This is a genomic window from Massilia sp. BSC265 (assembly GCF_000740675.1).
GTDB lineage: Bacteria > Pseudomonadota > Gammaproteobacteria > Burkholderiales > Burkholderiaceae_D > Telluria.
The window spans coordinates 204,198-226,623 of the sequence record NZ_JPXI01000033.1 but is presented as its reverse complement, the minus strand read 5'-3'; the positions used below and the strand labels follow the sequence as shown (position 1 = coordinate 226,623).

Below are 22,426 nucleotides of genomic sequence, written 5' to 3'. Positions count from 1 at the left end.
TGTGCTGGCGATCGTCGACCGCGTGGGCGGGAGACCCGCCCACCCTACGAAAAACAAAATATATCGAGGTAACCCAAGTGCCACAAATCGTCATCCTCCCCCATCCAGTGTTCTGCCCCGACGGCGCCGTGCTGGAATCGCCCGCCGGCAAGTCGATCTGCGACGTCCTGCTGGAAAACGACATCGAGATCGAACACGCCTGCGACCGCGTCTGCGCCTGCACCACCTGCCACGTGATCGTGCGCGAAGGCTTCGACTCGCTGAACGAGCAGGAAGAAAAAGAAGAAGACATGTTGGACAAGGCTTGGGGCCTGGAGCCGAATTCGCGCCTGTCGTGCCAGGCGATCGTCGCCGACGAGGACCTCGTCGTCGAGATCCCGAAGTACACCATCAACCACGCAGCAGAGAAAAACCACTGAGCTAGGGAAGCCTGCCATGAAGTGGACTGACGTCTCGGCCATCGCCGAGGCCCTGTACGAGAAGTACCCCGACGTCGACCCCGCCGCCGTGCGCTTCGTCGACCTGCACAACTGGGTCGTCGGCCTCGAAGGCTTCAACGACGACCGTTCGCGCGGCGGCGAACGGGTACTGGAAGCCATTCAGGCAGCATGGATCGATGAAGCACGCTAAGCAAACCAACCAAGCCCCGGCAGCGCTGCCGGCGGAAGTCCGTCCCGGCCAGTCGATCGAGCTGCTGAAGGAGCTCCACATCCTCACGCGCGACGGCAAGCTGAACCAGGACAGCCGCCGCAAGCTCAAGCAGGTCTACCACCTGTACAACTTCATCGAGCCCCTGCTGAAGGACGTGCTCGAGGAGAAGGGCAGCGTGTCGCTGGTCGACCACGGCGCCGGCAAGTCCTACCTCGGATTCATCCTGTACGACCTGTTCTTCAAGGGTTTGCAGGAAGGCTCGCACATCTACGGCATCGAGACCCGGGAAGAGCTGGTCAGCAAGTCGACCGAACTGGCCGCGCGCCTGGGATTCGGCGGCATGTCGTTCCTGCCCCTGTCGGTGGCGGAATCGACAACATCCGGCATGCTCCCGCCGACCATCGACATCGTCACGGCACTGCACGCCTGCAATACGGCCACCGACGACGCCATCGACTTCGCGCTGAAGAAAAAGGCCAGGCACATGGTGCTGGTGCCGTGCTGCCAGGCCGAGGTGGCCACGGTGCTGCGCAAGAACAAGGGCAGGGACCTGGGCCGCAGCGCGCTGACCGAGATCTGGCGCCATCCGATCCATACCCGCGAGTTCGGCAGCCAGGTCACCAACGTGCTGCGCTGCCTGCAACTGGAAGCGCACGGCTACCAGGTGACCGTGACCGAGCTGGTGGGCTGGGAGCACTCGATGAAGAACGAACTCATCGTTGCCACGTACAAGAACCTGCCGCGCCGCCGCCCGACGGAGCGCCTGCAGGAAGTCATGGCCGAGCTTGGCCTGGATGAAATGAAGCAGCGTTTCTATACCCCCGTTGAAGCAAACCAAGCAGACTGAGAACGAGATGAGCGACAAGCACCAGAAGTGGATCGACCTGCGCAGCGACACCGTGACCCAACCGTCCGAGGCGATGCGCGCCGCGATGGCCGCTGCCGATGTCGGCGACGACGTGTATGGCGACGACCCGTCGGTCAACCGCCTGCAGGACTACGCCGCCGAGCTGTTCGGCTTCGAAGCCGGCATGTTCGCCCCTTCGGGCACCCAGACCAACCTGATCGCCCTGATGACCCACTGCGGCCGCGGCGACGAGTACCTGGTCGGCCAGGAAGCGCATACCTACAAGTACGAAGGCGGCGGCGCCGCGGTGCTGGGCTCGATCCAGCCGCAGCCGATCGTCAACCAGCCGGACGGCAGCATTGCCCTGGCGGACATCGAGGCCTACATCAAGCCCGACGACATGCACTTCGCGCGCACCCGCCTGCTGGCGCTGGAAAATACCATCGGTGGCCGCGTGCTGCCGCAGGAGTACGTGAAGGCCGCCACCGACCTGGCGCACAGCCGCGGCCTGGCGACCCACCTCGACGGCGCCCGCATCGCCAACGCGGCCGTCAAGCAGGGCATCGGCCTGCGCGAAGCCGTCAAGGGTTTCGATACCGTGTCGGTCTGCCTGTCGAAGGGCCTGGGCGCCCCGGTCGGTTCGGTCCTGCTGGGCCCGAAGGACTTCATCGAGCAGGGCAAGCGCTGGCGCAAGATGCTGGGCGGCGGCATGCGCCAGGCCGGCGTGCTGGCGGCCGCCGCGCAGCATGCGCTCGAGCACAATGTGCAGCGCCTGGCCGAAGACCACGACAATGCCGCTGCGCTGGCGCAGGGCCTGGCGCAGATCGGTGCACTGAAGGTCGGCACCCCGCAGACCAACATTTTCTGGCTGGACATCCCGGCCGCCGCCTGCGAAGCGCTGCGCCAGTACCTCGCGCGGGCGCGGATCCGCGCCTCGATCGGCCCGCGCACCCGCCTGGTGACCCACCTGGACGTGTCCGCCGCAGACGTGGCGCGCACCGTCGAGGTGTTCCAGGCCTTCTTCGCCGACTGGCGGGGCCAATGATGGAACAGGGCATCCGCCTGGCCAAGCGGGTCGCGGCGCAGCTGGGCTGCTCGCGCGCCGAGGCGGAGCGCTACATCGCCGGCGGCGGCATCAGCGTCGACGGCGTCGTCGTCGAGGATCCGGCCAGCCGGGTCCTGCCTTCCCAGGACGTGCGCGTGCTGCCGGGTGCTTCTTCCGAAGAAGCGCCGCCGGTGACCATCCTGCTGCACAAGCCGGCCGGCTTCAATTCCGGCGTCGGCGCGCGCGGCGAACCGGCGCTGGGTTGCCTGACGGCCGAATCGCTGGCGCAGGGGCACGGGCAGCCGCGCTTCCTCAAGCGGCATCTCGCCAGGCTGACCCTGACCTCACCGTTGGAAACCGATGCGAGCGGGCTGGTCGTGTACACGCAGGACTTCCGGGTCGCGCGCAAGCTGGTAGACGACGCGGCGCGCGTCGAGCAGGAGTACATTGTCGACGTCGCCGGCGCCATCAAGGAAGGCGGACTGGCCTTGCTGAATCACGGTTTGAGCTTCAACGGCAAGCCGGTCGCGCCAATGAAGGCCAGTTGGCAGAGCGAGCATCGGCTGCGTTTTGCGCTGAAGGATGCAAGGCCGGGGCTGATCGACCACATGTGCCGCGAAGTCGGACTGGAGATCGTCGAGATGCGCAGGATCCGCATCGGGCGCGTGCCGATGGCGGGCCTGCAAGCCGGGCAATGGCGCTACCTGCTCGACCACGAGCGGTTCTAACTCGGGTTCTAACTCGGTTACTGGCCCACAAGCAAACTTGGCAATGAATAAGCGTCAGCCTTCATCCGCTCCGGCGGCGCCAGAACCGCACCCCGATCGCCGCAGCAAGCGCCACTGCGCCCACCACGAGCGCCTTGTTGCCTGACTGCTCCGGCCGCCGCTGCCCGCTATGGACCCCGCTGGCTCCGCGCTGGGGCTCGTACAGCACGCCGCGGGTGTCGGGTGCGGGATCCGCACGCTTCGCCCACGCATCGAGGAAGCGGTTCATGCCTGAGGCGAGCAGGTTGGGCGCCGCGATGTTGGCCAGCCTTTGCAGGAAGACCGGTGCACCGAGCGCCGTGGAGTCGCGCGGGTGGCGTGCCAGGTCGACGATGGCCGCGGCCACCTGCTCGGGGCGCAAGGCTCCGGGCGGCACGGAAAGTTTGGCCCCGGTGTAGTTGGCCGCGTGGCGCATGCCCGGCGTGTCGACGAAAGTGGGATACACGTCGCAGACGTGGATGTGGGGCCGCTTGCCCAGTTCGGCGCGCAAGGCCTCGCTGAAGCCGCGCAGGCCGTACTTGCTGGCTGCATAGGCGGCGGCGTAGGGCGAGGCGACGAAGCCGCCGGCCGAGATCATGTTGATCCAGATGCCATGGTCTTGCTCGAGGAAGATCGGCATCACCGCATGGGCGTCGTTCATGTGGGTGAGGAGGTTGGTCTCGATGATGCGCCGGTGGTCGCGCATCGGCACATCGGCATACTTGCCGACCACGCCGGCGCCGACGTTGCTGTACCAGAGGTCGATCCTGCCCAGGATCGCCCGGGCTTTGCGCGCAAACGCCTCGACCGCGTCGGCATCGGTGGCATCCACGACCAGGGCCTCTGCCTGGCCGCCGGCCTGGCGGCACCGCGCGGCGATATCCTCGAGTCCTTCCTTGCCGCGCGCACCCAGCACGAGCCGCGCGCCCTCGCGCGCGAATGCGATAGCCGTTGCCGCTCCGATGCCGCTCGATGCGCCCATGATCACGACGCGAATGTCCGATAGCTTCATGCTTACCTTTCTGTGGGGGTCGGGTTGAAGGCTTCGATTATTCCGCTGTTTTCGCCTTTGGCGCGTCCGAATGCACCATGGCAACAGGTGTTGTAAAACGTGTAGTATCGATATTTACTACAGGCAATTATGCATATCAACTGATACAATTGGTGACAACACGCCACCCGACCCCGTGGTGGCTCCCGACCTCTGTTCCCCAGTGATGCTGCAGCAATCGACAGGCATTTTGTCGGCACATCCGTATTCCCGGCAAAGACAAGCAATGCAGTGTCCCCCAACGTTTTTCGTCCTACCCTTTAGCTTGATGGCGATGAGCTGCGCTCCCGCGCACGCCGATGCCGACAATTCGTTTGCTCCGGTTGATTTTTCCCTCAGGTTCCCCGCTGCTTTGGCAAAATTTTCCTCCTACGGGGATGTGGCCGGTTTCGGCGGCGCATCGGCCGCCAGCCGCTATGGATCAGGAGTCAATCCGGCCTCCTCGGACTGGATGCCGCCGCCGGGCGGCCTGGCTTCCATCAGTCCCCAGCTGTCCCATGTGCGCTTCGAACGCGGGACAAACATGCGGATCGCGACTGTTTCAGGGACTGTCAGCAGCAGCGTCTACGGTACGTTCCAACCGTCGTATGCGCGGGTGACGAACAATGGCAGCATGACCGGCGACTTCCTGCTCGCCGACGGCAAGGTCGCGCAGCTCCAGTGGGGTAAAAAGCTCGACAATGGTCTGGCAATCGGCGCCAACGTCAACCGTTCGGAGTTCGACACCAGGGCCGGCTTCGGCGGCCTGCTGATGGCCGACGACGACAGCGCCAGCAATAGTGTGCGTGGCGGTGTGTTGTGGGCGGCATCGCCACAACTGCTGGCCGGCCTGGTCGTGGATGTCTCGTCCGGACGTTCAAGGTCCATTCTGCTCGACCCGGCCTGTTCCTGTCCCGGCCGGTTTGACGATGCCAGCCGCGCCGCCACGGCACGCGTGGGCCTGACCTACGAATATGCGCCGCAGTCATCGATCTACGCCGATTACCTGCTTGGCCGTTACCGGAACGGTGCGATGTCGATGGTCAGCCGTACGGCCATGCTGGGCGCCGAACACCTGGTATTGCCGGGCTTGTACCTGCGCGCCGGCGTCGCCCATGAGCCGAGAGGTGCGTGGGGCAGGTCCGTCGGTATCGGCTTCATGCCGTCGAAGAACCTGTCCATCGACTTCGCGCTGCAGCGCGACATGTTCCCTGAACTGCGTCCGGAATTCGGCCGGGCGACGCTGGCCAACCTTTCCATGAGTATTGCGCTCTGACCTTGTGCGGTCGGGCTTGCCTCAAGTTTATGCTAACTACGACACCTGGTTCGGGCACCAATAGCCTGCCGGACAGCGGATTCGGCGCACGCCGCGCGCCATGGTCGATGCGCTTCGCCGACCGCGCGCTCGAGCGCAGCTTCCTGCGCGCTTACCTGATCGACGCAGTCCCGATGTGCCGCTGGGGAGTGATCCTGTCCGCCGTGATGGCCCTGGCATTCATGTGGCAGGACACGGAAATTTCCGAGGACGGGATTTACGCCACCTACATCCGGGTCGGCCTGATCATGCCTTTGTGCGCGCTCAGCTGGTTCGCCATGCGCCGCCCCGGCGCCCACAAATGGATCCAGGTAATCATCAGCGTATTCTTGTTGCTGTACTCGGCATGTACGGCTGCAATCTTCGTTGTCTTCGAGCCGACCATCTATGGCATTTCGGGGGCGATTGCCGAAGGTAACTTCGTGATGATCATGCTGGCTGCGTTCACGATCACCTGCCTGCGCCTGTGGTGGGCCATGAGCGTCGGTGTCGGCATCATCGCCATCTATGCGCTGGCGGTATCGCAGTGGGGGGCCGGGGACTACACGGAGTTCATGCTGACCCATCTCTCTAACATCGTCATGGCGTTCTGCCTGGGTGCGCTGACCTGCGGCATGTTCGAATCCTTGCGGCGACGGCAGTTCCTGACACTCAGCCTGCTCGATAACGAGAAAGAGCGCTACAAGAACCTGCTCTGTACGCTGGTGCCGCCGGCCATTGCAAGCCGTATCGAGCGCGGCGAAACACCGATTGCCGATTCCCACTCCGACATCGCGGTCCTGTTCTCGGATTTCGTCGGCTTTACCACCCTGACCAGCCGGGTTGCGCCGCACCGCCTGGTCCAGCTGTTGAATGACTTGTTTTCCGAGTTCGATGCTGCCGCTGAGCGACATGGCATCGAGAAAATCAAGACCATCGGTGATGGTTACATGGCTGCGTGCGGCGCGCCGGTGAGCGAGTCGATGCGGACGATCACGCTGGTAAAGTTCGGGCTCGAGCTGGTGGCCATCACCGAGCACATATCGGAAAAACATGGGATCCCGGTCGGCGTCCGCGTCGGCGTCCATTCCGGCAGCCTCATCGCCGGCGTGATCGGCAAGAGCCGCTTTGCCTATGATATGTGGGGCGAGACGGTCAACATGGCCAGCCGTATGGAGTCGTCGGGCGTACCGGGGCGCGTGCAGGTGTCCGAATCGGCGTTCCAGCGTCTGCGCGGCCATTTCGCCGTCGAAGCACGAGAAAACGTGCAGATCAAAGGGGGAGGCGAGGTCGCTACCTACCTGATCAAGGAGCTTGCAACGCAGCGCGACTAGCGTGCGGCTTTCGGCAGGGCGACCAGGCGCGTGCCGGCCAGGCGGTCGTGCAGGAACTGGCGATCCTTGTCGAACAGCGCGGTCATGGCCCAGGCCACGATCCCGGCCAGGAAGACCAGGGCGATCTCGCCCTTGCCGTGCAGCCCGAAGGCCCGGATGACCAGCAGGGCCGGCAGGAACCAGCCCCAGGCCAGCAGGAAGCGGATCGCCGCCGTCCGGACCGGCAATCGCTGATGGCCCGGCTTGACCACCTTGATGCGCCAGGTCTTCATGGCCAGCGTGTGGCCCGTGTTGGTCCAGCACCAGATGAAGTAAGCCGCCGTCACCAGGAACAACCAGGCTTTCACTCCTTCCTTGGCCACCGGATGCTGGCTGTTCAGTGTCGCCAGCATGTAGACGGCGATCGCCAGCATCTCGACCGAGATCAGCAGCAAGGCCTCATACAGCATGACGGTGACCCGGCGCACGACGGTCGGGGTGGCGGCCGGCGCGGGCCTAGTTGTTGGCGGTGCTGACGTTGCTTGCATTGCTTGCGCTGGTTGCATTCGGAGCGGACGGGGTGGACGGTGCGGCAGGCAGAGGTGCGACAGGCGCCGGCGCCGGCGGCGCCGATGGAGCGGCGGCTGGCGGCGTGGACGTGATCGTGGCCGGAGCGGCGGCGGCCGGCGTGCTCGGCGCCGGGATGATGCAGGAGGTGCCGCGGCGCGTGGCGCCAGGCGGGCAGCTCACCGGGGTGTCGATGATCGGCGAATGCGGCAGGGAAGGCACGCCCTGCGGTTTGGTGCTCGAGCGGGCCAGGCGGCGCTTTTCTTCCTCGGACAGTTGCTTGTAGCTTTCCCAGGTCGCCGCTTTCTTGCCGGGGTCCAGCTTGCGGGTCTTGTTGAAATTCTCGCGCGCCAGGTTGCGCTCGGCCGGCGTCAGGCGCATCCACTCGCGCATGCGCTCGTGCACGCGCTGCTGCTCGGCCGGGCTCATCGAGGCGAAGCGGGCCGACAGTTCGAGCCAGCGGCGTTTCCGGATGCCGTCCATGCCGTCCCATTCGGGTTGCAGGGGCTTGAGCGCGGTCTGCTGGCCGCGCGACAGTTCGCGCCAGAGGGGCTTGTCGAGGGTTTTGGCAGGCGGCTTGGCGCCGGCTGCGATGGTCGGCGGTGCGCCGGCGCCGCGCCCGGCCGGCGCCGTCGACTCGGACTTGTTATAGACCGCCCAGGTCGCGGCCCCGGCAATCAAGACCGCTGCCGCAGTTGCAACAACGGCGATGCGGGGCTTCGGCGCGGTTTTCGTCATTGCTGGCGCTGTTGCGACTCCATGTAGGCGTTGAAACCATGGTCGAGGTAAGCGGTCAGCGGCAGTTCATCGGCCAGCACGGCGGCGTCGATCTCCGCCATCGCGGCGAGGCGCTGCTGTTGCTCGTACTGGTAGACACCGCCCATGCCGATGACCAGCGCCAGCATCGGCGCCGCGACGGCCATGCGCGCCAGCGCCGGGCCAGTAAAGAGGGCCTTGACGTCGAACAGCGGACGCTTGGCCGGCTGGCTCTGGCGCGGGGCCTCAGGTTTCTTGCGAGACAAGGCGAGCGCACGCGCCGCGGCCAGCCGGTCGGTCGTCGAGGCCGGCAGCGCGTCGAGGTTCTCGTTCAGGGCATGGCGTATCTTGTACGCGAGGTTGATGTCGTCCGTGTTCATAGCTTGATTCCCTTGGCCTTGAGCGCCTCGGCGAGAGCGTGGGTTGCACGGGAACAATGCGTCTTGACGCTTCCCTCGGAACAACCCATCGCTTCGGCCGTCTCGGCCACGTCCATATCCTGCCAGTAACGCATAAGGAATGCTTCCCGTTGACGCGGTGGGAGCTTTTCTACTTCTTGTTCGATCAGGCGCAAGGTTTGTGCGCGCTCAAACTGATCGGCGCTTGACTCCGCAGCGGCCGTGCCTTCCTCCGCTTCGTACGAAGAAAGTATATCAAATTCCTCATCGTCCCCTTCCTGCCGGCTGAAGCCGGAAAAAAGACTGACCCAGGTGTTTCGAACCTTTTCTCGGCGGAAGTAATCGAGGATGGTCGTCTGCAGGATGCGCTGGAACAGCATCGGCAACTCGGCCGCCGGCTTGTCGCCGTACTTCTCGGCCAGCTTGATCATCGCGTCCTGCACGATGTCGAGCGCCGATTCGTCCTTGCGAACCGCATAGACCGCCTGCTTGAACGCACGCCGTTCGACATTCTCGAGGAAGTCGTTGAGTTCTTTGTCTGTGGCCATGCGTGCTTGGAAGGGCGTGTGATACGGATGCCGTGAGGAAAACTATCGAATCCTAGCAAAAAACCATGTCGAGCGCATCCGAATCGCGCAGCAGCAGCCTGGAGGACGCGTTCGGTACTTTCAAAAAATGCATGAAGTTAGTCGAAATGATTTGTTGTTGGGCCTGTCGTGCGTGGCTATTCTGGACGCAGGCCCACTCAACATGATCGATTCAGTACCTCACTACGCCGCTCGACTCGACCCGCCAGGATTTCGACATCCGCCCCCTCGTCAACCAGCCGCTCGGCGCGGAAGTGCTCGGCCTCGACCTCGCCCGACCGCTCAGCGACGACGACTTCGACCGCCTGCACTGCGCCACCTGGCGCTGCTGTGGTTCGGCCTGGGCAAGGGGAGCCTCCTGATGGTGCTCGTCCATTCGGCGCTGTGGCCGCTGACCCTGAACGCCACCGCCGGATTCCGCTCGGTGCCGGAGACGCTGCGCATGGCCGGCCGCAACTACCGCCTGGGCGGCCTGCGCACGGTGCTGCAGATCCTGATCCCGGCCGCGCTGCCTGCGATCCTGTCCGGCCTGAAGATCGGCTGGGCCTTTGCCTGGCGCACCCTGATTGCTGCCGAGTTGGTTTTTGGTAGCACTTCCGGACAGGGCGTACTCGGCTGGTACATCTTCCAGAGCCGTAACGAACTCTTCACCGACAGGGTCTTCGCGGGCCTGGCCGCCGTCATCCTCATCGGTCTGGCCATCGAACACCTGGTGTTCCAGACGCTCGAGCGCTTGACCATCCGCCGCTGGGGCCTGCAGAGCTAATCCCTCTGCAATGCACCATGCGAGTGCACCATTCTGGCCGGGGAAAAAAATCATCATTTACGCCTTGACCAAAATGGTGCAACGCAGTAATGTGTTTGAACGCTTTGCACCCCCGAAGCTCTCCGGTCACCCGGTGAAGGCCCACAAGCCATCTCCGGATTGACGCGCTTTCATTTGTAGGCAGTTTGCTCCGACCCGCGCCACAAGCGCGAGAGATGCGTATAAACGCTACAGACACTCAAGCCGAACGAGTTGCGCCCAGCGCCCGTGCGTAAGGACCCTACGGTGTCCTGAACCACAGCCGCGACCGCAGAGAGAAGGGAAGCATGAGGGCTGTTGCGCATTTCGCATTTCGTTAGGAACGGGCATCCGATCAAACTCCCATTGGGTCTTGAAAGGAATGAACATGAATAACGAAACATCAGCCCCCATCACGGGTGCTGAGATTGTGGTGCGTTGTCTCGCGGAAGAGGGCGTCAAGCACGTCTTCGGTTATCCCGGCGGGGCAGTCCTCTACATCTACGACGCCATCTTCAAGCAGGACAAGTTCCAGCACGTCCTCGTCCGCCACGAACAGGCCGCCGTGCACGCCGCAGACGCCTATTCGCGCAGCTCCAACACCGTCGGCGTTGCCCTCGTGACCTCGGGTCCGGGCGTGACCAATGCCGTCACCGGCCTGTCCACGGCCTATATGGATTCGATCCCGATGGTCGTCATCTCCGGCCAGGTGCCGAGCCATGCGATCGGCCAGGACGCCTTCCAGGAATGCGACACCGTCGGCATCACCCGCCCGGTGGTCAAGCACAACTTCCTGGTCAAGGATGTCCGCGAACTGGCCTCGACCATCAAGAAAGCCTTCTTCATCGCCCGCACCGGCCGTCCCGGTCCCGTGCTGGTCGATATTCCGAAGGACATCTCGATGCACAAGTGCGTGTACGACTACCCTCGCGAGATCGAGATGCGCTCGTACAAGCCGGTGGACAAGGGCCATGCCGGCCAGATCCGCAAGGCCGTGCAGCTGCTGCAGGGCGCCGAGCGCCCCATGATCTACGCCGGCGGCGGCGTCATCCTGGCCAACGCATCGAATGAACTGAACCGCCTGGTCGACAAGCTCGGCTTCCCGGTCACGAATACGCTGATGGGCCTGGGCGCCTCGCGCTCGTCGAGCCCGCACTTCGTGGGCATGCCCGGCATGCACGGCACCTACGAAGCCAACATGGCGATGCAGCACTGCGACGTCCTGATCGCGATCGGCGCGCGCTTCGACGACCGCGTGATCGGCAACCCGAAGCACTTCGCCACCAATCCGCGCAAGATCATCCACATCGACATCGACCCCTCGTCGATCTCGAAGCGCGTGAAGGTCGACATCCCGATCGTCGGCAACGTCAAGGACGTGCTGGTAGAACTGCTGTCGCAGCTCGACGCCAGCGCCGCCTCCACGAACACGAATGCACTGCAGGCCTGGTGGAAGCAGATCGCCGAATGGCGCGGCAAGGATTGCCTGGCCTATACCGGTTCGAATGAGCTGATCAAGCCGCAGTCGGTCATCGAACAGCTGCACCGCGTGACGGGCGGCGACGCCTTCATCACCTCGGACGTCGGCCAGCACCAGATGTGGGCCGCGCAGTACTACGGCTTCGACAAGCCGCGCCGCTGGATCAATTCGGGCGGCCTGGGCACCATGGGTGTCGGCCTGCCGTACGCGATGGGCGTGCAGATGGCGAACCCGGACGCGACGGTTGCCTGCGTCACCGGCGAAGGCTCGATCCAGATGTGCATCCAGGAGCTCGCCACCTGCAAGCAGTACCACCTGACGCCGAAGATCATCCTGTTGAACAACCGTTTCCTCGGCATGGTCCGCCAGTGGCAGCAGATCGACTACGGTTCGCGCTATTCCGAGTCCTACATGGACTCGCTGCCGGACTTCGAGAAGCTGGCCGAGGCCTACGGCCACGTCGGCATGCGCATCGAGAAGCCGTCCGACGTCGAAGGCTCGCTGGTTGAGGCCTTCGCGATGAAGGACCGCCTCGTGTTCATGAATTTCATCACCGACCAGAGCGAGAACGTCTGGCCGATGGTCAAGGCCGGCAAGGGCCTGAATGAAATGCTGCTCGGCTCGGAGGACCTGTAATGCGACACATCATTTCCGTCCTCCTCGAGAACGAAGCCGGCGCGCTGTCGCGCGTGGTCGGGCTGTTCTCGGCGCGCGGCTACAACATCGAAACCCTGACCGTGGCGCCGACCGAAGACGCGACCCTGTCGCGCATGACGATCGTCACCAGCGGTTCGGACGACATCATCGAGCAGATCACCAAGCACCTCAACCGTCTCATCGAAGTGGTGAAGGTGGTCGACCTGACCGAAGGCCAGCACATCGAGCGCGAGCTCATGCTCATCAAGGTGCGGGCGGTCGGCAAGGAGCGCGAAGAGATGAAGCGCACCGCCGACATCTTCCGCGGCCGGATCATCGACGTGACCGAGAAGACCTACACGATCGAACTGACCGGCGCCAAGAGCAAGCTCGACGCCTTCATCGACGCCATCGACCGCGCCTCGATCCTGGAGACCGTCCGTACCGGCGGCTCGGGCATCGGCCGCGGCGAGCGCATTCTCAAGGTTTAAGTCGTAGGGTGGTCGGCTATGCCGACCGCGCGTTCAACTGACGCAAACATACATACACATTAAAAATTTAAAGGAATGACCATGAAAGTTTTCTACGACAAAGACTGCGACCTCTCCCTCATCAAAGGCAAGAACGTCGCCATCATCGGCTACGGCTCGCAAGGCCACGCCCACGCCCAGAACCTGAGCGAATCCGGCGTCAACGTCACCGTCGGCCTGCGCCGCGGCGGCGCTTCCTGGAACAAGGTCGAAGCGGCCGGCCTCAAGGTCGCCGAGGTCGATGAAGCGGTGAAGAACGCCGACGTCATCATGATCCTGCTGCCGGACGAGAACATCGCCGAGGTCTACAAGAACAACGTCGAGCCGAACGCCAAGCAGGGCGCCGCGCTGGCCTTTGCCCACGGCTTCAACGTGCACTATGGCCAGGTGGTGCCGCGCGCCGACCTCGACGTGATCATGGTCGCACCGAAGGCCCCGGGCCACACCGTGCGCGGCACCTACCGCCAGGGCGGCGGCGTGCCGCACCTGGTCGCGGTCTACCAGGACAAGTCGGGTTCGGCACGCGACATCGCCCTGTCCTACGCCATGGCCAACGGCGGCGGCCGCGCCGGCATCATCGAGACCAACTTCCGCGAAGAGACCGAGACCGACCTGTTCGGCGAGCAGGCCGTGCTGTGCGGCGGTACCGTCGAGCTGATCAAGGCCGGCTTCGAGACCCTGGTGGAAGCGGGCTACGCGCCGGAGATGGCCTACTTCGAGTGCCTGCACGAGCTGAAGCTGATCGTCGACCTGATCTACGAAGGCGGCATTGCCAACATGAACTACTCGATCTCGAACAACGCCGAGTACGGCGAGTACGTCACCGGCCCGAAAGTCGTCACCTCGGCGACCAAGGACGCGATGCGCCAGTGCCTGAAGGACATCCAGACCGGCGAGTACGCGAAGAGCTTCATCCTCGAGAACAAGGCCGGCGCCCCGACCCTGATCTCGCGCCGCCGCCTGACCTCGGAGCACCAGATCGAAGAAGTCGGCGCCAAGCTGCGCGCGATGATGCCGTGGATTGCCAAGAACAAGCTGGTCGACCAGAGCAAGAACTGATCCGTAGGGTGGGCGGGTCTCCCGCCCACGCGGTGAGTGCGATCGGTTCCACTCTCGGGCTCGATGATCTTGCTGCAAACTATCACCGCGTGGGCGGCATAGCCGCCCACCCTACAAAAAGCGACAAATCGCGACACCTGTTACTCCAGCCGCTCAGTTGCAACGATCCATTACAAAATCACGATGGAAGTTGCTGGACCGGTATCGTATAAGTCATGCGGGCAAGCGCTTGAATTGCTGACTTTTACTGGAGAACAAAAATGAAGATTTCCAAAACGCTCGTCGCCGCCGCCCTGGTGCTGGCCTTCCACACCCAGGCCCAGGCGCAGACCGCCCCGTCCACAACCGGCACGCTGGTCGTGGTCCCGGCCTTCGGCGAGGTGAAGCATGCCAACGACCAGGCCACCGTCACCTTTGCGGTCGAAGAGCATGACAAGGACAAGAATGCCGCTGCGGCACGCGTGAACCGCAAGATGAAGGAGGGAACCGAGATCGTGCGCCGCGCCGATCCGAAGGCCGAGCTGAAGACGATGGGCTACTACACCTACCCGGTGTACCCGGAAGTACCGCCGATGCCGCAGCCGATCACGCGCACGCCGGTAAAGCCGGTGCCGATCGCCTGGCGCGTCGGCCAGTATCTCGAGGTGAAGACCACGAACCTGGCAGACCTGCCGAAGACCGCCGCCGCAGCCCAGAAAGTTCTGCAGATTAACAACGTGAGCTTCGGATTGAGCCCGGAACTGGAGAAGCGCCTCGATGACCAGCGCATCGCCGCGACCTACCGCAACCTGAACGAACGCATCGTCTCGATCGCCGGCGCGATGGGACGCAAGCCTGCCGAGGCAGTACTCGACACTGTCGATTTCGAGGGTTCCGGCAACTATGCGGGCGATAACCAGGCAGCGGGAGCGCCGATGATGATGCGGGCCAGCGCAATGAAGGAAGCGGCCGACCAGATGCCGGAACCGAGCTTTGAACCGGGAGAAACCACGCTCCAAATGCGTCTCGTGGGAAAGGTGCGCTTCAAGTAAATGATCACACAGCAGTGATCATTCGCAAACAGGGGGTTCCCGCCTTTATAATGCTGACAACAGCATTATTTTTTTGACGGACCACTATGCCCAATTTCCCACGACGCCGAGTACCTGGAGCGGCGCCCAAGGCGCCACGATTTTCCCGCTTGAAACGCTTCGGGCGCCGGGCGGAAGACCGTGTCCAAGGCGAGCGCGGCCGCGGCATCTACCTGCTGCCGAACGCGTTCACGACCGGCGCGCTGTTCTGCGGCTTCTACGCGATCGTCATGGCGATGAACCAGCGCTTCGAGCACGCGTGCTGGGCGGTGTTCATCGCGATGATCCTCGACGGGCTGGACGGCCGGATTGCACGGCTGACCAATACCCAGTCGGAGTTCGGCGCGCAGTACGACTCCTTGTCGGACATGGTTTCGTTTGGTGCGGCGCCGGCGCTGGTGATTTATGAATGGTCGCTGCGCGGCCTTGGCAAGCTGGGCTGGATCGCGGCCTTCATTTATTGCGCGGGGGCCGCGCTGCGCCTGGCACGCTTCAACACCAATATCCAGGTGGTGGACAAGCGCTTCTTCCAGGGCTTGCCGAGCCCGGCGGCGGCGGCGCTGATCGTCGGCTTCATCATGATGATGACCGACCCGGACATCAATGTCAGCTCGCGCCAGGTGGACTGGGTGAGCTGGGGCCTGGCGGTGTTCGCCGGCTTGACGATGGTGTCGAACGTACCGTTTTACAGCTTCAAGGACGTGAACTTCCGCAAGTCGGTGCCGTTCATCGTGGTGTTCCTGATTGCCCTCGGCTTCGCGCTGCTGGCGATCGACCCGCCGAAAGTCCTGTGGCCGATTTTTGTGATTTACGGCTTGTCGGGGTATGCCGTGTTCGCCTGGCGCGCAGCCAAGGGCAAGCCGGTGAGCATCATCCCGCTCGACGACGACGAGCCGGAGGACGGCGTGCGCCGCTAGCGCGGACCTTCGGGTCGGGGCAGGGCGCCCGCTAAACATGATTTAGTGAATGGAGCCCTGCATGTCCACCTTGCCTGACCTGAAGCCTGACACTTCGCGTCTCATCATTTTCGACACCACCCTGCGCGACGGCGAGCAATCGCCCGGCGCCTCCATGACCCGGGACGAGAAGGTGCGCATCGCGCGCCAGCTCGAGCGCCTGCGGGTGGACGTCATCGAAGCCGGTTTCGCGGCGGCCTCGCCCGGCGACTTCGAAGCGATCCGTGCGATTTCAAGCGCGGTACGCGAATCCACCATCTGTTCCCTGTCGCGCGCCAACGACCGCGACATCGCCCGCGCCGCCGAGGCGCTTGCTCCGGCCGCGCGCAAGCGCATCCACACCTTCATCGCGACCTCTCCGCTGCACATGCAGATGAAGCTGCGCATGGAACCCGAGCAGGTGCTGGAGCAGGCGAAACTCGCCATCCGCTACGCGCGCAACCATACCGACGACATCGAATTCTCGCCCGAGGACGGCAGCCGCTCGGACGAGGAATTCCTGTGCCGCGTGCTGGAAGCCGTCATTGCCGAAGGCGCGACCACCATCAACTTTCCCGACACGGTGGGCTACGCGGTGCCCGAACAGTTCGGCGAACGCATCCGCCGCCTGCGCGAGCGCGTGCCGAACTCGGACAAGGCCATCTGGTCGGTGCACTGCCACAACGACCTGGGCCTGGCGGTGGCCAACTCGCTGGCCGGCGTGGCCATCGGCGGCGCGCGCCAGATCGAATGCACCATCAACGGCCTGGGCGAGCGGGCAGGGAATACCTCGCTGGAAGAGGTCGTGATGGCGCTGCGCACCCGCCACGATTACTTCAACCTGATGGTCGGCATCGACACCACGCAGATCGTGCCGGCCTCCAAGATGGTCTCGCAGATCACGGGCTTCGCGGTGCAGCCGAACAAGGCGGTGGTGGGCGCCAATGCGTTTGCCCACGCCTCGGGCATCCACCAGGACGGCATCCTGAAGGCGCGCGAGACCTACGAGATCATGCGCGCCGAAGACGTGGGCTGGACCGCCAACAAGATCGTGCTGGGCAAGTTGTCGGGCCGCAATGCCTTCAAGTCGCGCCTGCAGGAGCTGGGGATCGAGCTGGAATCGGAGGCCGAGGTGAACGCGGCTTTTGCGCGCTTCAAGGAGCTGGCCGACCGCAAGGCCGAGATTTTTGATGAGGACATCATGGCCCTGGTGTCCGCCGAGGATCATGCGCAGGAGGGGGAGACCTACCGCCTGGTGTCGCTGGCGCAGCGTTCGGAAACCGGCGAGCTGCCGCATGCGCGCGTCGTGTTCGCGGTGGACGGCAGGGAAGTGTCGGCCGAGTCCTCGGGCGACGGGCCGGTGGATGCGGTGATCGGCGCGATCGAGAGCGTCGTCAAGAGCGGAGCGGAGCAGGTGCTGTTTTCGATTAACGCGATCAGCAACGGGCCGCAGTCGCAGGGCGAGGTCACCATTCGCCTGTCGCACTCGGGGCGGATCGTGAACGGCGTGGGGGCGGATCCGGACATCATCGTGGCCTCGGCCAAGGCCTACCTGTCGGGGCTGAACAAGCTGCACTCGAAGGTCGAACGCGTCAATCCCCAGGGCGTGTAGGCGCCGGCCCGTGCCTGCCGATCCCGGCCGTGCCGGGGTCGGCGTTCCTTACCACCCCATCCTGTCCCTCGGCTCATACATCGGATCCGGCCCGTTCAGCATCTGCCGCACGATCCCCTGCTGGTCGAAGTGGACGTGCATCATCGAGTTCCACACCCCCGCCTCCTTGTAGCGGTAGGACCACACCTCGTAGTCCTTCAGGCCGACATAGGAACGCTCGGCCGGTCGCCCGATGGTGCGCAGCACCTCTTCCTTGGTGGCGGCGTCTACCTTGATGGTCGCGAACTTCTCCCCGGTCAGCACCTGCTCGTAGGACACCAGCCGCCCATCCGCCCCGATGCGCGCCATCCAGGTGCGCTGGCCCATCGGCCCGGTGGCGTACTCGAAGATGCGGTCGTTGCCGGCGCCATAGATGCTGGTGGGCAGGCCCATCTTCTTCTGCACCAGGTCTTCCGGATCGCCAATGCTGGGCGCCTCGCGCAGCATGCCGGCGCAGCCGCCGAGCATGACGAGCGCCACGAATGTTGCAAATCTGATCAATTTGTTCATTATTCGAGCCTCCAAATGCCTCAAAAACCCCCATGATCCACCATCCCGGCGACGCAAACAGTGGCCGCACGCCCAGTTTTCCCCTATACTGGCGGGTCTGTCCGTTTTGGGGCAGGTAATTCGTCAATCACGGTGCGCTGGGTTTCGACTCATGCACCGCATGTGAAAGGTAACATCATGACCGTAGAAAACATCAACAAAGCCGCGATCATCGCGGACAACGCACGTGGCCAGAACGATACCGGTTCGCCGGAAGTCCAGGTCGCACTGCTGACCGCACGCATCAACGAGCTGAACGGCCACTTCAAGGCACACCAGAAAGATCACCACTCGCGTCGTGGCCTGATCATGATGGTTAACCGCCGCAAGAGCCTGCTGGCATACCTGAAGCGCAAAGACGCAAACCGTTACCGCGACCTGATCGCCAAGCTCGGCCTGCGTAAGTAATCGTTGGTCAAGACGATTTCGTCACGAAATGCCTGCGCCAGATAGCTGTCGCGGGCATTTTTTGTTTTCGTTCTTCGTTGTTGTTGAGTTAAAGGCGGATTGTAAGAGCCGCCCGTGGTGAGGTGAACGACAGCTCCTGAAAATCTGTCGGCAAATAGAAAGGGATTACCCATGTTTAACAAAGTTACGAAAACCTTCCAGTACGGTCAACACACGGTCACCCTGGAGACGGGTGAAATCGCGCGCCAGGCAAGCGGCGCCGTCGTCGTGTCGGTCGAAGATACTGTCATCCTGGCAACCGTGGTCGCCAAGAAGGACGCCAAGCCGGGCCAGGATTTCTTCCCGCTGACCGTCGACTACATGGAGAAAACGTACGCAGCCGGTAAGATCCCGGGCGGCTTCTTCAAGCGCGAAGGCCGTCCTTCGGAAAAGGAAACCCTGACTTCGCGCCTGATCGACCGTCCGATCCGTCCGCTGTTCCCGGAAGGCTACCTGAACGAAGTCCAGGTCATCATCCACGTCCTGTCGGTCAATCCCGAAATCGACCCGGACATCCCGTCGATGATCGGCGCCTCGGCTGCGCTGTGCATCGCCGGCATCCCGTTCAACGGCCCGATCGGCGCAGCGCGCGTCGGCTACGCGAACGGCCAGTACATCCTGAACCCGACCACCACCCAGCTCAAGACCTCGCAGATGGACCTGGTTGTCGCCGGTACCGAAACCGCCGTGCTGATGGTGGAATCGGAAGCGCAGCAACTGTCGGAAGAAGTCATGCTGGGCGCGGTCGTCTTCGGCCATGAGCAGATGCGTGTCGTGATCGACGCGATCCACGACCTGGTGGCCGAAGGCGGCAAGCCGGAAGTCGAGTGGAGCCCGGCGCCGAAGAACGAAGAACTGATCGCCCGCGTGAACGACCTGGCCGGCGCCGCGATCCGCGACGCCTACCAGACCCGCGAAAAGTCGCTGCGCCAGCAGAAGCTGAAGTCGATCTCGGCTGAAGTGATGGCCGGCCTGGCAACCCAGGGCGTCGAAGCCGATGCGGCCGAAGTCGGCAACATCCTGTTCGACATGGAAGCCAAGGTTGTTCGATCGCAGATCCTGGACGGCGAGCCGCGCATCGACGGCCGCGACACCCGCACCGTGCGTCCGATCGCGATCCGCACCGGCGTGCTGCCGCGTACCCACGGTTCGGCCCTGTTCACCCGTGGCGAAACCCAGGCGCTGGTCGTGGCCACCCTGGGCACCGCGCGCGACAGCCAGAAGATCGACGCGCTGATGGGCGAGTACACCGACGACTTCATGATGCACTACAACATGCCGCCGTTCGCCACCGGCGAAACCGGCCGTGTCGGCACCCCGAAGCGCCGCGAAGTCGGCCACGGCCGCCTGGCCAAGCGCGCGCTGGTCGCAGCTCTCCCTTCGCCGGAAGAGTTCAGCTACTCGGTGCGCCTGGTTTCGGAAATCACCGAGTCGAACGGTTCCTCGTCGATGGCTTCCGTCTGCGGCGGCTGCCTGGCGCTGATGGACGCCGGCGTGCCGATGAAGGCGCACGTCGCCGGCATCGCCATGGGCCTGATCAAGGAAGGCGGCAAGTTCGCGGTCCTGACCGACATCCTGGGTGACGAAGACCACCTGGGCGACATGGACTTCAAGGTGGCCGGTACCCCGGCAGGCATCACCGCGCTGCAGATGGACATCAAGATCCAGGGCATCACCAAGGAAATCATGCAGGTGGCACTGGCGCAAGCCAAGGAAGCCCGCCAGCACATCCTGGCCGAGATGCAGAAGGCCGTGCCGAGCGTGAAGACCGAGCTGTCGGACTTCGCGCCACGCCTGATCACCATCCGCATCAACCCGGAAAAGATCCGTGACGTGATCGGCAAGGGCGGCGCCGTCATCCGCGCGCTGACCGAAGAAACCGGCACCCAGATCGACATCACCGACGAAGGCGTCGTGACCATCGCCTCGGTCGACGCCGCCGCCGGCCAGGAAGCCAAGCGCCGCATCGAAGAGCTGACCGCCTCGGTCGAAGTGGGCAAGACCTACGACGGCACCGTGCTCAAGCTGCTGGACTTCGGCGCGATCGTCCAGGTCATGCCGGGCAAGGACGGCCTGCTGCACATCTCGCAGATCGCCAACGAGCGCGTCAACGCCGTGGCCGACTACCTGAAGGAAGGCCAGCAGGTGCGCGTGAAGGTCCTCGAGACCGACGAGCGCGGCCGCCTGAAGCTGTCGATGAAGGCTGCCGATCCGGTGGAAGGCGCGGCGCAGTAAGCGATCGCGGCTTCAAGCCAAGGAAAACCGCCAGTGCGTGAGCCTGGCGGTTTTTTATTTCCGCGGCATTCCGGTTTGAGCCGCCGCAACGAAGTGCGGTAAGCATGATCCGAGAATCGTAAGACAGTGTCTTCTTTCTGCGGGGCAAGCATGCGTTCCCTGATCCCTGTCCTCTGCCTGTCGCTGTGCCTGCAAGCCTGCGGCGGCAACACCTCGTTCGCGCTGTTTTTCGAGTGGGGCTCGTGCGACTTCGATCGCGTACGCTGGGCGCAGGCAGACCGGATCGGACGCGGCTGCATGATGTCGTCCTTCCTCGACAAGTATCATCCGGTAGGGATGTCCGTCGTCGAGATCAGATTATTGCTGGGCGAGCCCAGCAGCTATGCCGATTTCGAGGATCCTGCCTACCTGGTCGGGCAGTCATCGTCGAACGGTAGCCCGGCCAGGGAACAACTGCTGGTCTTCAGGATCGACCGGATCACCGGCCGGTGTGTCGAGGTCGTGCTGCGACCGGCATACTAAGAGGAGCATCCGCGACTCGGCGGGACTGTGAGAGCACATCGCCCAAGGGCGTTTCCACCCAACGGAAAAACACCGCGCCCGCCAGCAGGCTGGCAACCCACGCCACCAGCATGCCGACTGCCTGCACATGCGCTTGTTCCGAGACGAAGCGGGTAAAGCCTGCATTGACGACCAGGCTGACCGGGAAGTGCACGAGGAAGACCGAAAACGAGATCTTCCCGGCGTAATTGATGGCGGACAGCGCATTGCCCGCATTGAAGGCCGGTCGTAAGCGGCCGAACAGGTACAGCACGCAGGCAGTGGCCAGCGCCACCGCAATGCGGCTGCGGAACTCCAGCATCAACGCGAGGGACGGCAGCAACAGCATTGCGGCCAGCAGCAGGGCGGCGCTGCGCGGCGGGCGCTCCGGATCGCCCGCCCACCATGCCAGCGCACCGAGTCCATAGGCGCCGAAGAAATAGGGCGCCCACACATCCCAATCCGCGTCCAGGTTGAAATGCAGCAGCGAGGCGCCCACGCCCGCCACGACCAGGCCGGGCAGCAGCCAGCCGGGCGAGTGTCCTCCGGCCAAGTGGCCGGACAGCCAGGCCAGCAGGGTCATCAAGGCATAGAGCTGGAAGTCGATCGCCACATACCAGGCGCCCGCCGACAGGGATTCCATGCCGAGCACGCCATGCAGCAGCAGCGCATGGGCGCCCAGTTGGGCCATCGTCGGTGCCGGCGAGATCGAATCGTGCGTCATCCAGCTGCTGGCCCATGCGGATGCGATGACGGCCAGCAGCATGGCGACGCAAAAGGGCGGGGCCAGCTTGAGATAGCGCCGCCAGACGAGGTGCGCGGGAGACCGTATTCCCGGAAGACCTGCGGGTGATAGCGACCTGGCGGCCAGGAAGCCGCCGATGACCAGGAAGACCTGCACGGCGATGCGGGCATGGTCGTAAAGCCAGTCGATAAGGAGCGGCATGATCGCTTGCGCATGGTCGGCCATGGGGCCGTAGAACGCCAGGTGATGCAGGACAATCAGCTGTGCCGAGATCCCCTTCAACAGATTAATCAGGACAAACTGCCTTGGGCTCGTCCGAACCCCGGCTACCATTCCAACTGCGTTCTCTACCACGTGCTGCCAATCTTCGTTCGAGGATGTTGCGCCCGGCATGGATGAGGCGGAAGTGCGGTAAAACAGCCGGGCGTGGCATTGTAGTCGAATTCGAGCGACCGGCAGGTCCGCTCAGCAGTAATATATGTTGCTTCCTGGTTAATCGACGGGGCGGCTTTCGACAGCCATGGCGCACAC

The 22,426-nt window shown here is 63.8% G+C and carries 23 protein-coding genes and 2 pseudogenes; 18 read left to right on the top strand and 7 right to left on the bottom strand.

Annotated features, from left to right (window positions below; translation table 11 throughout):
- Positions 1-77: 77 nt before the first annotated feature.
- Genes fdx through MA09_RS13185 form a run of 5 tightly spaced genes read left to right on the top strand, consistent with a single transcriptional unit; the run spans position 78 to position 3,271 of the window.
- Complete coding sequence (gene fdx, locus MA09_RS13205; protein WP_036249155.1) at positions 78-419, top strand: ISC system 2Fe-2S type ferredoxin; 342 nt, start codon at positions 78-80, stop codon at positions 417-419.
- Between the two features lie 16 nt (positions 420-435).
- Entirely contained in the window at positions 436-630 is a 195-nt protein-coding gene (gene iscX, locus MA09_RS13200; RefSeq protein ID WP_036249152.1) for a Fe-S cluster assembly protein IscX, read from the top strand.
- Positions 617-1,498 carry an SAM-dependent methyltransferase gene (locus MA09_RS13195; RefSeq protein ID WP_051933417.1) on the top strand — a complete coding sequence of 294 codons (882 nt, stop codon included), beginning with the start codon at positions 617-619 and terminating at the stop codon, positions 1,496-1,498. The genes iscX and MA09_RS13195 overlap by 14 nt, the downstream gene beginning before the upstream one ends.
- A gap of 7 nt (positions 1,499-1,505) precedes the next feature.
- On the top strand, positions 1,506-2,543 hold the full coding sequence (gene ltaE / locus MA09_RS13190; RefSeq protein WP_036249149.1) for a low-specificity L-threonine aldolase: 1,038 nt from the start codon (positions 1,506-1,508) through the stop codon (positions 2,541-2,543).
- Positions 2,540-3,271 carry an rRNA pseudouridine synthase gene (locus MA09_RS13185; protein ID WP_036249147.1) on the top strand — a complete coding sequence of 244 codons (732 nt, stop codon included), beginning with the start codon at positions 2,540-2,542 and terminating at the stop codon, positions 3,269-3,271. Before ltaE ends, MA09_RS13185 begins: the two co-directional genes overlap by 4 nt.
- A gap of 61 nt (positions 3,272-3,332) precedes the next feature.
- Here MA09_RS13185 and MA09_RS13180 read toward each other — a convergent pair whose 3' ends face one another.
- Positions 3,333-4,301 carry an SDR family oxidoreductase gene (locus tag MA09_RS13180; protein ID WP_036249145.1) on the bottom strand — a complete coding sequence of 323 codons (969 nt, stop codon included), beginning with the start codon at positions 4,299-4,301 and terminating at the stop codon, positions 3,333-3,335.
- Positions 4,302-4,566: 265 nt separating this feature from the next.
- On the opposite strand from MA09_RS13180, the gene MA09_RS13175 reads away from it, so the two are divergent.
- Together MA09_RS13175 and MA09_RS23715 are read left to right on the top strand one after the other, a co-directional pair.
- Complete coding sequence (locus MA09_RS13175; protein WP_161783220.1) at positions 4,567-5,595, top strand: hypothetical protein; 1,029 nt, start codon at positions 4,567-4,569, stop codon at positions 5,593-5,595.
- A 107-nt stretch (positions 5,596-5,702) separates the two neighbouring features.
- Positions 5,703-6,947, top strand: coding sequence for an adenylate/guanylate cyclase domain-containing protein (locus MA09_RS23715; RefSeq protein WP_051933416.1), 1,245 nt, complete (start codon positions 5,703-5,705; stop codon positions 6,945-6,947).
- On the opposite strand, the gene MA09_RS13165 is transcribed toward MA09_RS23715, so the two are convergent.
- The 4 genes from MA09_RS13165 to MA09_RS13150 are packed head-to-tail and all read right to left on the bottom strand — an operon-like array spanning position 6,944 to position 9,195.
- The gene (locus MA09_RS13165; protein ID WP_081897581.1) at positions 6,944-7,474 is read right to left on the bottom strand and encodes an RDD family protein; all 531 of its coding nucleotides are present in this window, start codon (positions 7,472-7,474) and stop codon (positions 6,944-6,946) included. The two genes, MA09_RS23715 and MA09_RS13165, sit on opposite strands and share 4 nt — an antisense overlap.
- Positions 7,443-8,231 carry a DUF3106 domain-containing protein gene (locus MA09_RS13160; RefSeq protein ID WP_051933415.1) on the bottom strand — a complete coding sequence of 263 codons (789 nt, stop codon included), beginning with the start codon at positions 8,229-8,231 and terminating at the stop codon, positions 7,443-7,445. The genes MA09_RS13165 and MA09_RS13160 overlap by 32 nt, the downstream gene beginning before the upstream one ends.
- Positions 8,228-8,629 carry a DUF3619 family protein gene (locus MA09_RS13155; protein WP_036249140.1) on the bottom strand — a complete coding sequence of 134 codons (402 nt, stop codon included), beginning with the start codon at positions 8,627-8,629 and terminating at the stop codon, positions 8,228-8,230. Before MA09_RS13155 ends, MA09_RS13160 begins: the two co-directional genes overlap by 4 nt.
- On the bottom strand, positions 8,626-9,195 hold the full coding sequence (locus MA09_RS13150; RefSeq protein WP_036249138.1) for an RNA polymerase sigma factor: 570 nt from the start codon (positions 9,193-9,195) through the stop codon (positions 8,626-8,628). Before MA09_RS13150 ends, MA09_RS13155 begins: the two co-directional genes overlap by 4 nt.
- Positions 9,196-9,404: 209 nt before the next feature.
- On the opposite strand from MA09_RS13150, the pseudogene MA09_RS25305 reads away from it, so the two are divergent.
- The 8 genes and pseudogenes from MA09_RS25305 to MA09_RS13115 all read left to right on the top strand — a co-directional run.
- Positions 9,405-9,551 (top strand): annotated as a pseudogene (locus MA09_RS25305) (TauD/TfdA family dioxygenase); the annotation flags it as partial.
- Positions 9,542-10,000 (top strand): annotated as a pseudogene (locus MA09_RS13145) (ABC transporter permease); the annotation flags it as partial. The pseudogenes MA09_RS25305 and MA09_RS13145, both read left to right, overlap by 10 nt.
- A gap of 406 nt (positions 10,001-10,406) precedes the next feature.
- Positions 10,407-12,134: an acetolactate synthase 3 catalytic subunit gene (locus MA09_RS13140; protein WP_081897580.1), complete on the top strand. Its 1,728-nt coding sequence runs from the start codon at positions 10,407-10,409 to the stop codon at positions 12,132-12,134.
- Entirely contained in the window at positions 12,134-12,625 is a 492-nt protein-coding gene (gene ilvN, locus MA09_RS13135; protein WP_027867685.1) for an acetolactate synthase small subunit, read from the top strand. The genes MA09_RS13140 and ilvN overlap by 1 nt, the downstream gene beginning before the upstream one ends.
- Positions 12,626-12,706: 81 nt before the next feature.
- Entirely contained in the window at positions 12,707-13,723 is a 1,017-nt protein-coding gene (gene ilvC, locus MA09_RS13130; RefSeq protein WP_036249135.1) for a ketol-acid reductoisomerase, read from the top strand.
- A gap of 260 nt (positions 13,724-13,983) precedes the next feature.
- Positions 13,984-14,754, top strand: a complete 771-nt coding sequence (locus MA09_RS13125; protein WP_036249132.1) for an SIMPL domain-containing protein — start codon at positions 13,984-13,986, stop codon at positions 14,752-14,754.
- An 86-nt stretch (positions 14,755-14,840) separates the two neighbouring features.
- Positions 14,841-15,710 (top strand): CDP-diacylglycerol--serine O-phosphatidyltransferase, encoded by an 870-nt coding sequence (pssA, locus tag MA09_RS13120; RefSeq protein ID WP_036249130.1) that lies wholly within the window; start codon positions 14,841-14,843, stop codon positions 15,708-15,710.
- Positions 15,711-15,771: 61 nt separating this feature from the next.
- The gene (locus tag MA09_RS13115) at positions 15,772-17,340 is read left to right on the top strand and encodes a 2-isopropylmalate synthase (protein ID WP_036249129.1); all 1,569 of its coding nucleotides are present in this window, start codon (positions 15,772-15,774) and stop codon (positions 17,338-17,340) included.
- Positions 17,341-17,388: 48 nt separating this feature from the next.
- Here MA09_RS13115 and MA09_RS13110 read toward each other — a convergent pair whose 3' ends face one another.
- A complete protein-coding gene (locus MA09_RS13110) occupies positions 17,389-17,889 on the bottom strand; it encodes an outer membrane protein assembly factor BamE (RefSeq protein ID WP_036249127.1) in 501 nt (166 codons plus the stop codon).
- A gap of 177 nt (positions 17,890-18,066) precedes the next feature.
- Between MA09_RS13110 and rpsO the strand changes: the two genes are divergently transcribed.
- From rpsO to MA09_RS13095, 3 genes are all read left to right on the top strand, one after another.
- On the top strand, positions 18,067-18,336 hold the full coding sequence (gene rpsO / locus MA09_RS13105; RefSeq protein ID WP_027867691.1) for a 30S ribosomal protein S15: 270 nt from the start codon (positions 18,067-18,069) through the stop codon (positions 18,334-18,336).
- A 171-nt stretch (positions 18,337-18,507) separates the two neighbouring features.
- A complete protein-coding gene (gene pnp, locus MA09_RS13100; protein ID WP_036249125.1) occupies positions 18,508-20,610 on the top strand; it encodes a polyribonucleotide nucleotidyltransferase in 2,103 nt (700 codons plus the stop codon).
- A 150-nt stretch (positions 20,611-20,760) separates the two neighbouring features.
- Positions 20,761-21,132, top strand: coding sequence for a hypothetical protein (locus tag MA09_RS13095; protein WP_036249123.1), 372 nt, complete (start codon positions 20,761-20,763; stop codon positions 21,130-21,132).
- Here the strand turns inward: MA09_RS13095 and MA09_RS13090 are convergent.
- Complete coding sequence (locus MA09_RS13090; protein WP_051933414.1) at positions 21,089-22,228, bottom strand: acyltransferase; 1,140 nt, start codon at positions 22,226-22,228, stop codon at positions 21,089-21,091. The genes MA09_RS13095 and MA09_RS13090 overlap by 44 nt on opposite strands.
- Between the last annotated feature and the right edge of the window lie 198 nt (positions 22,229-22,426).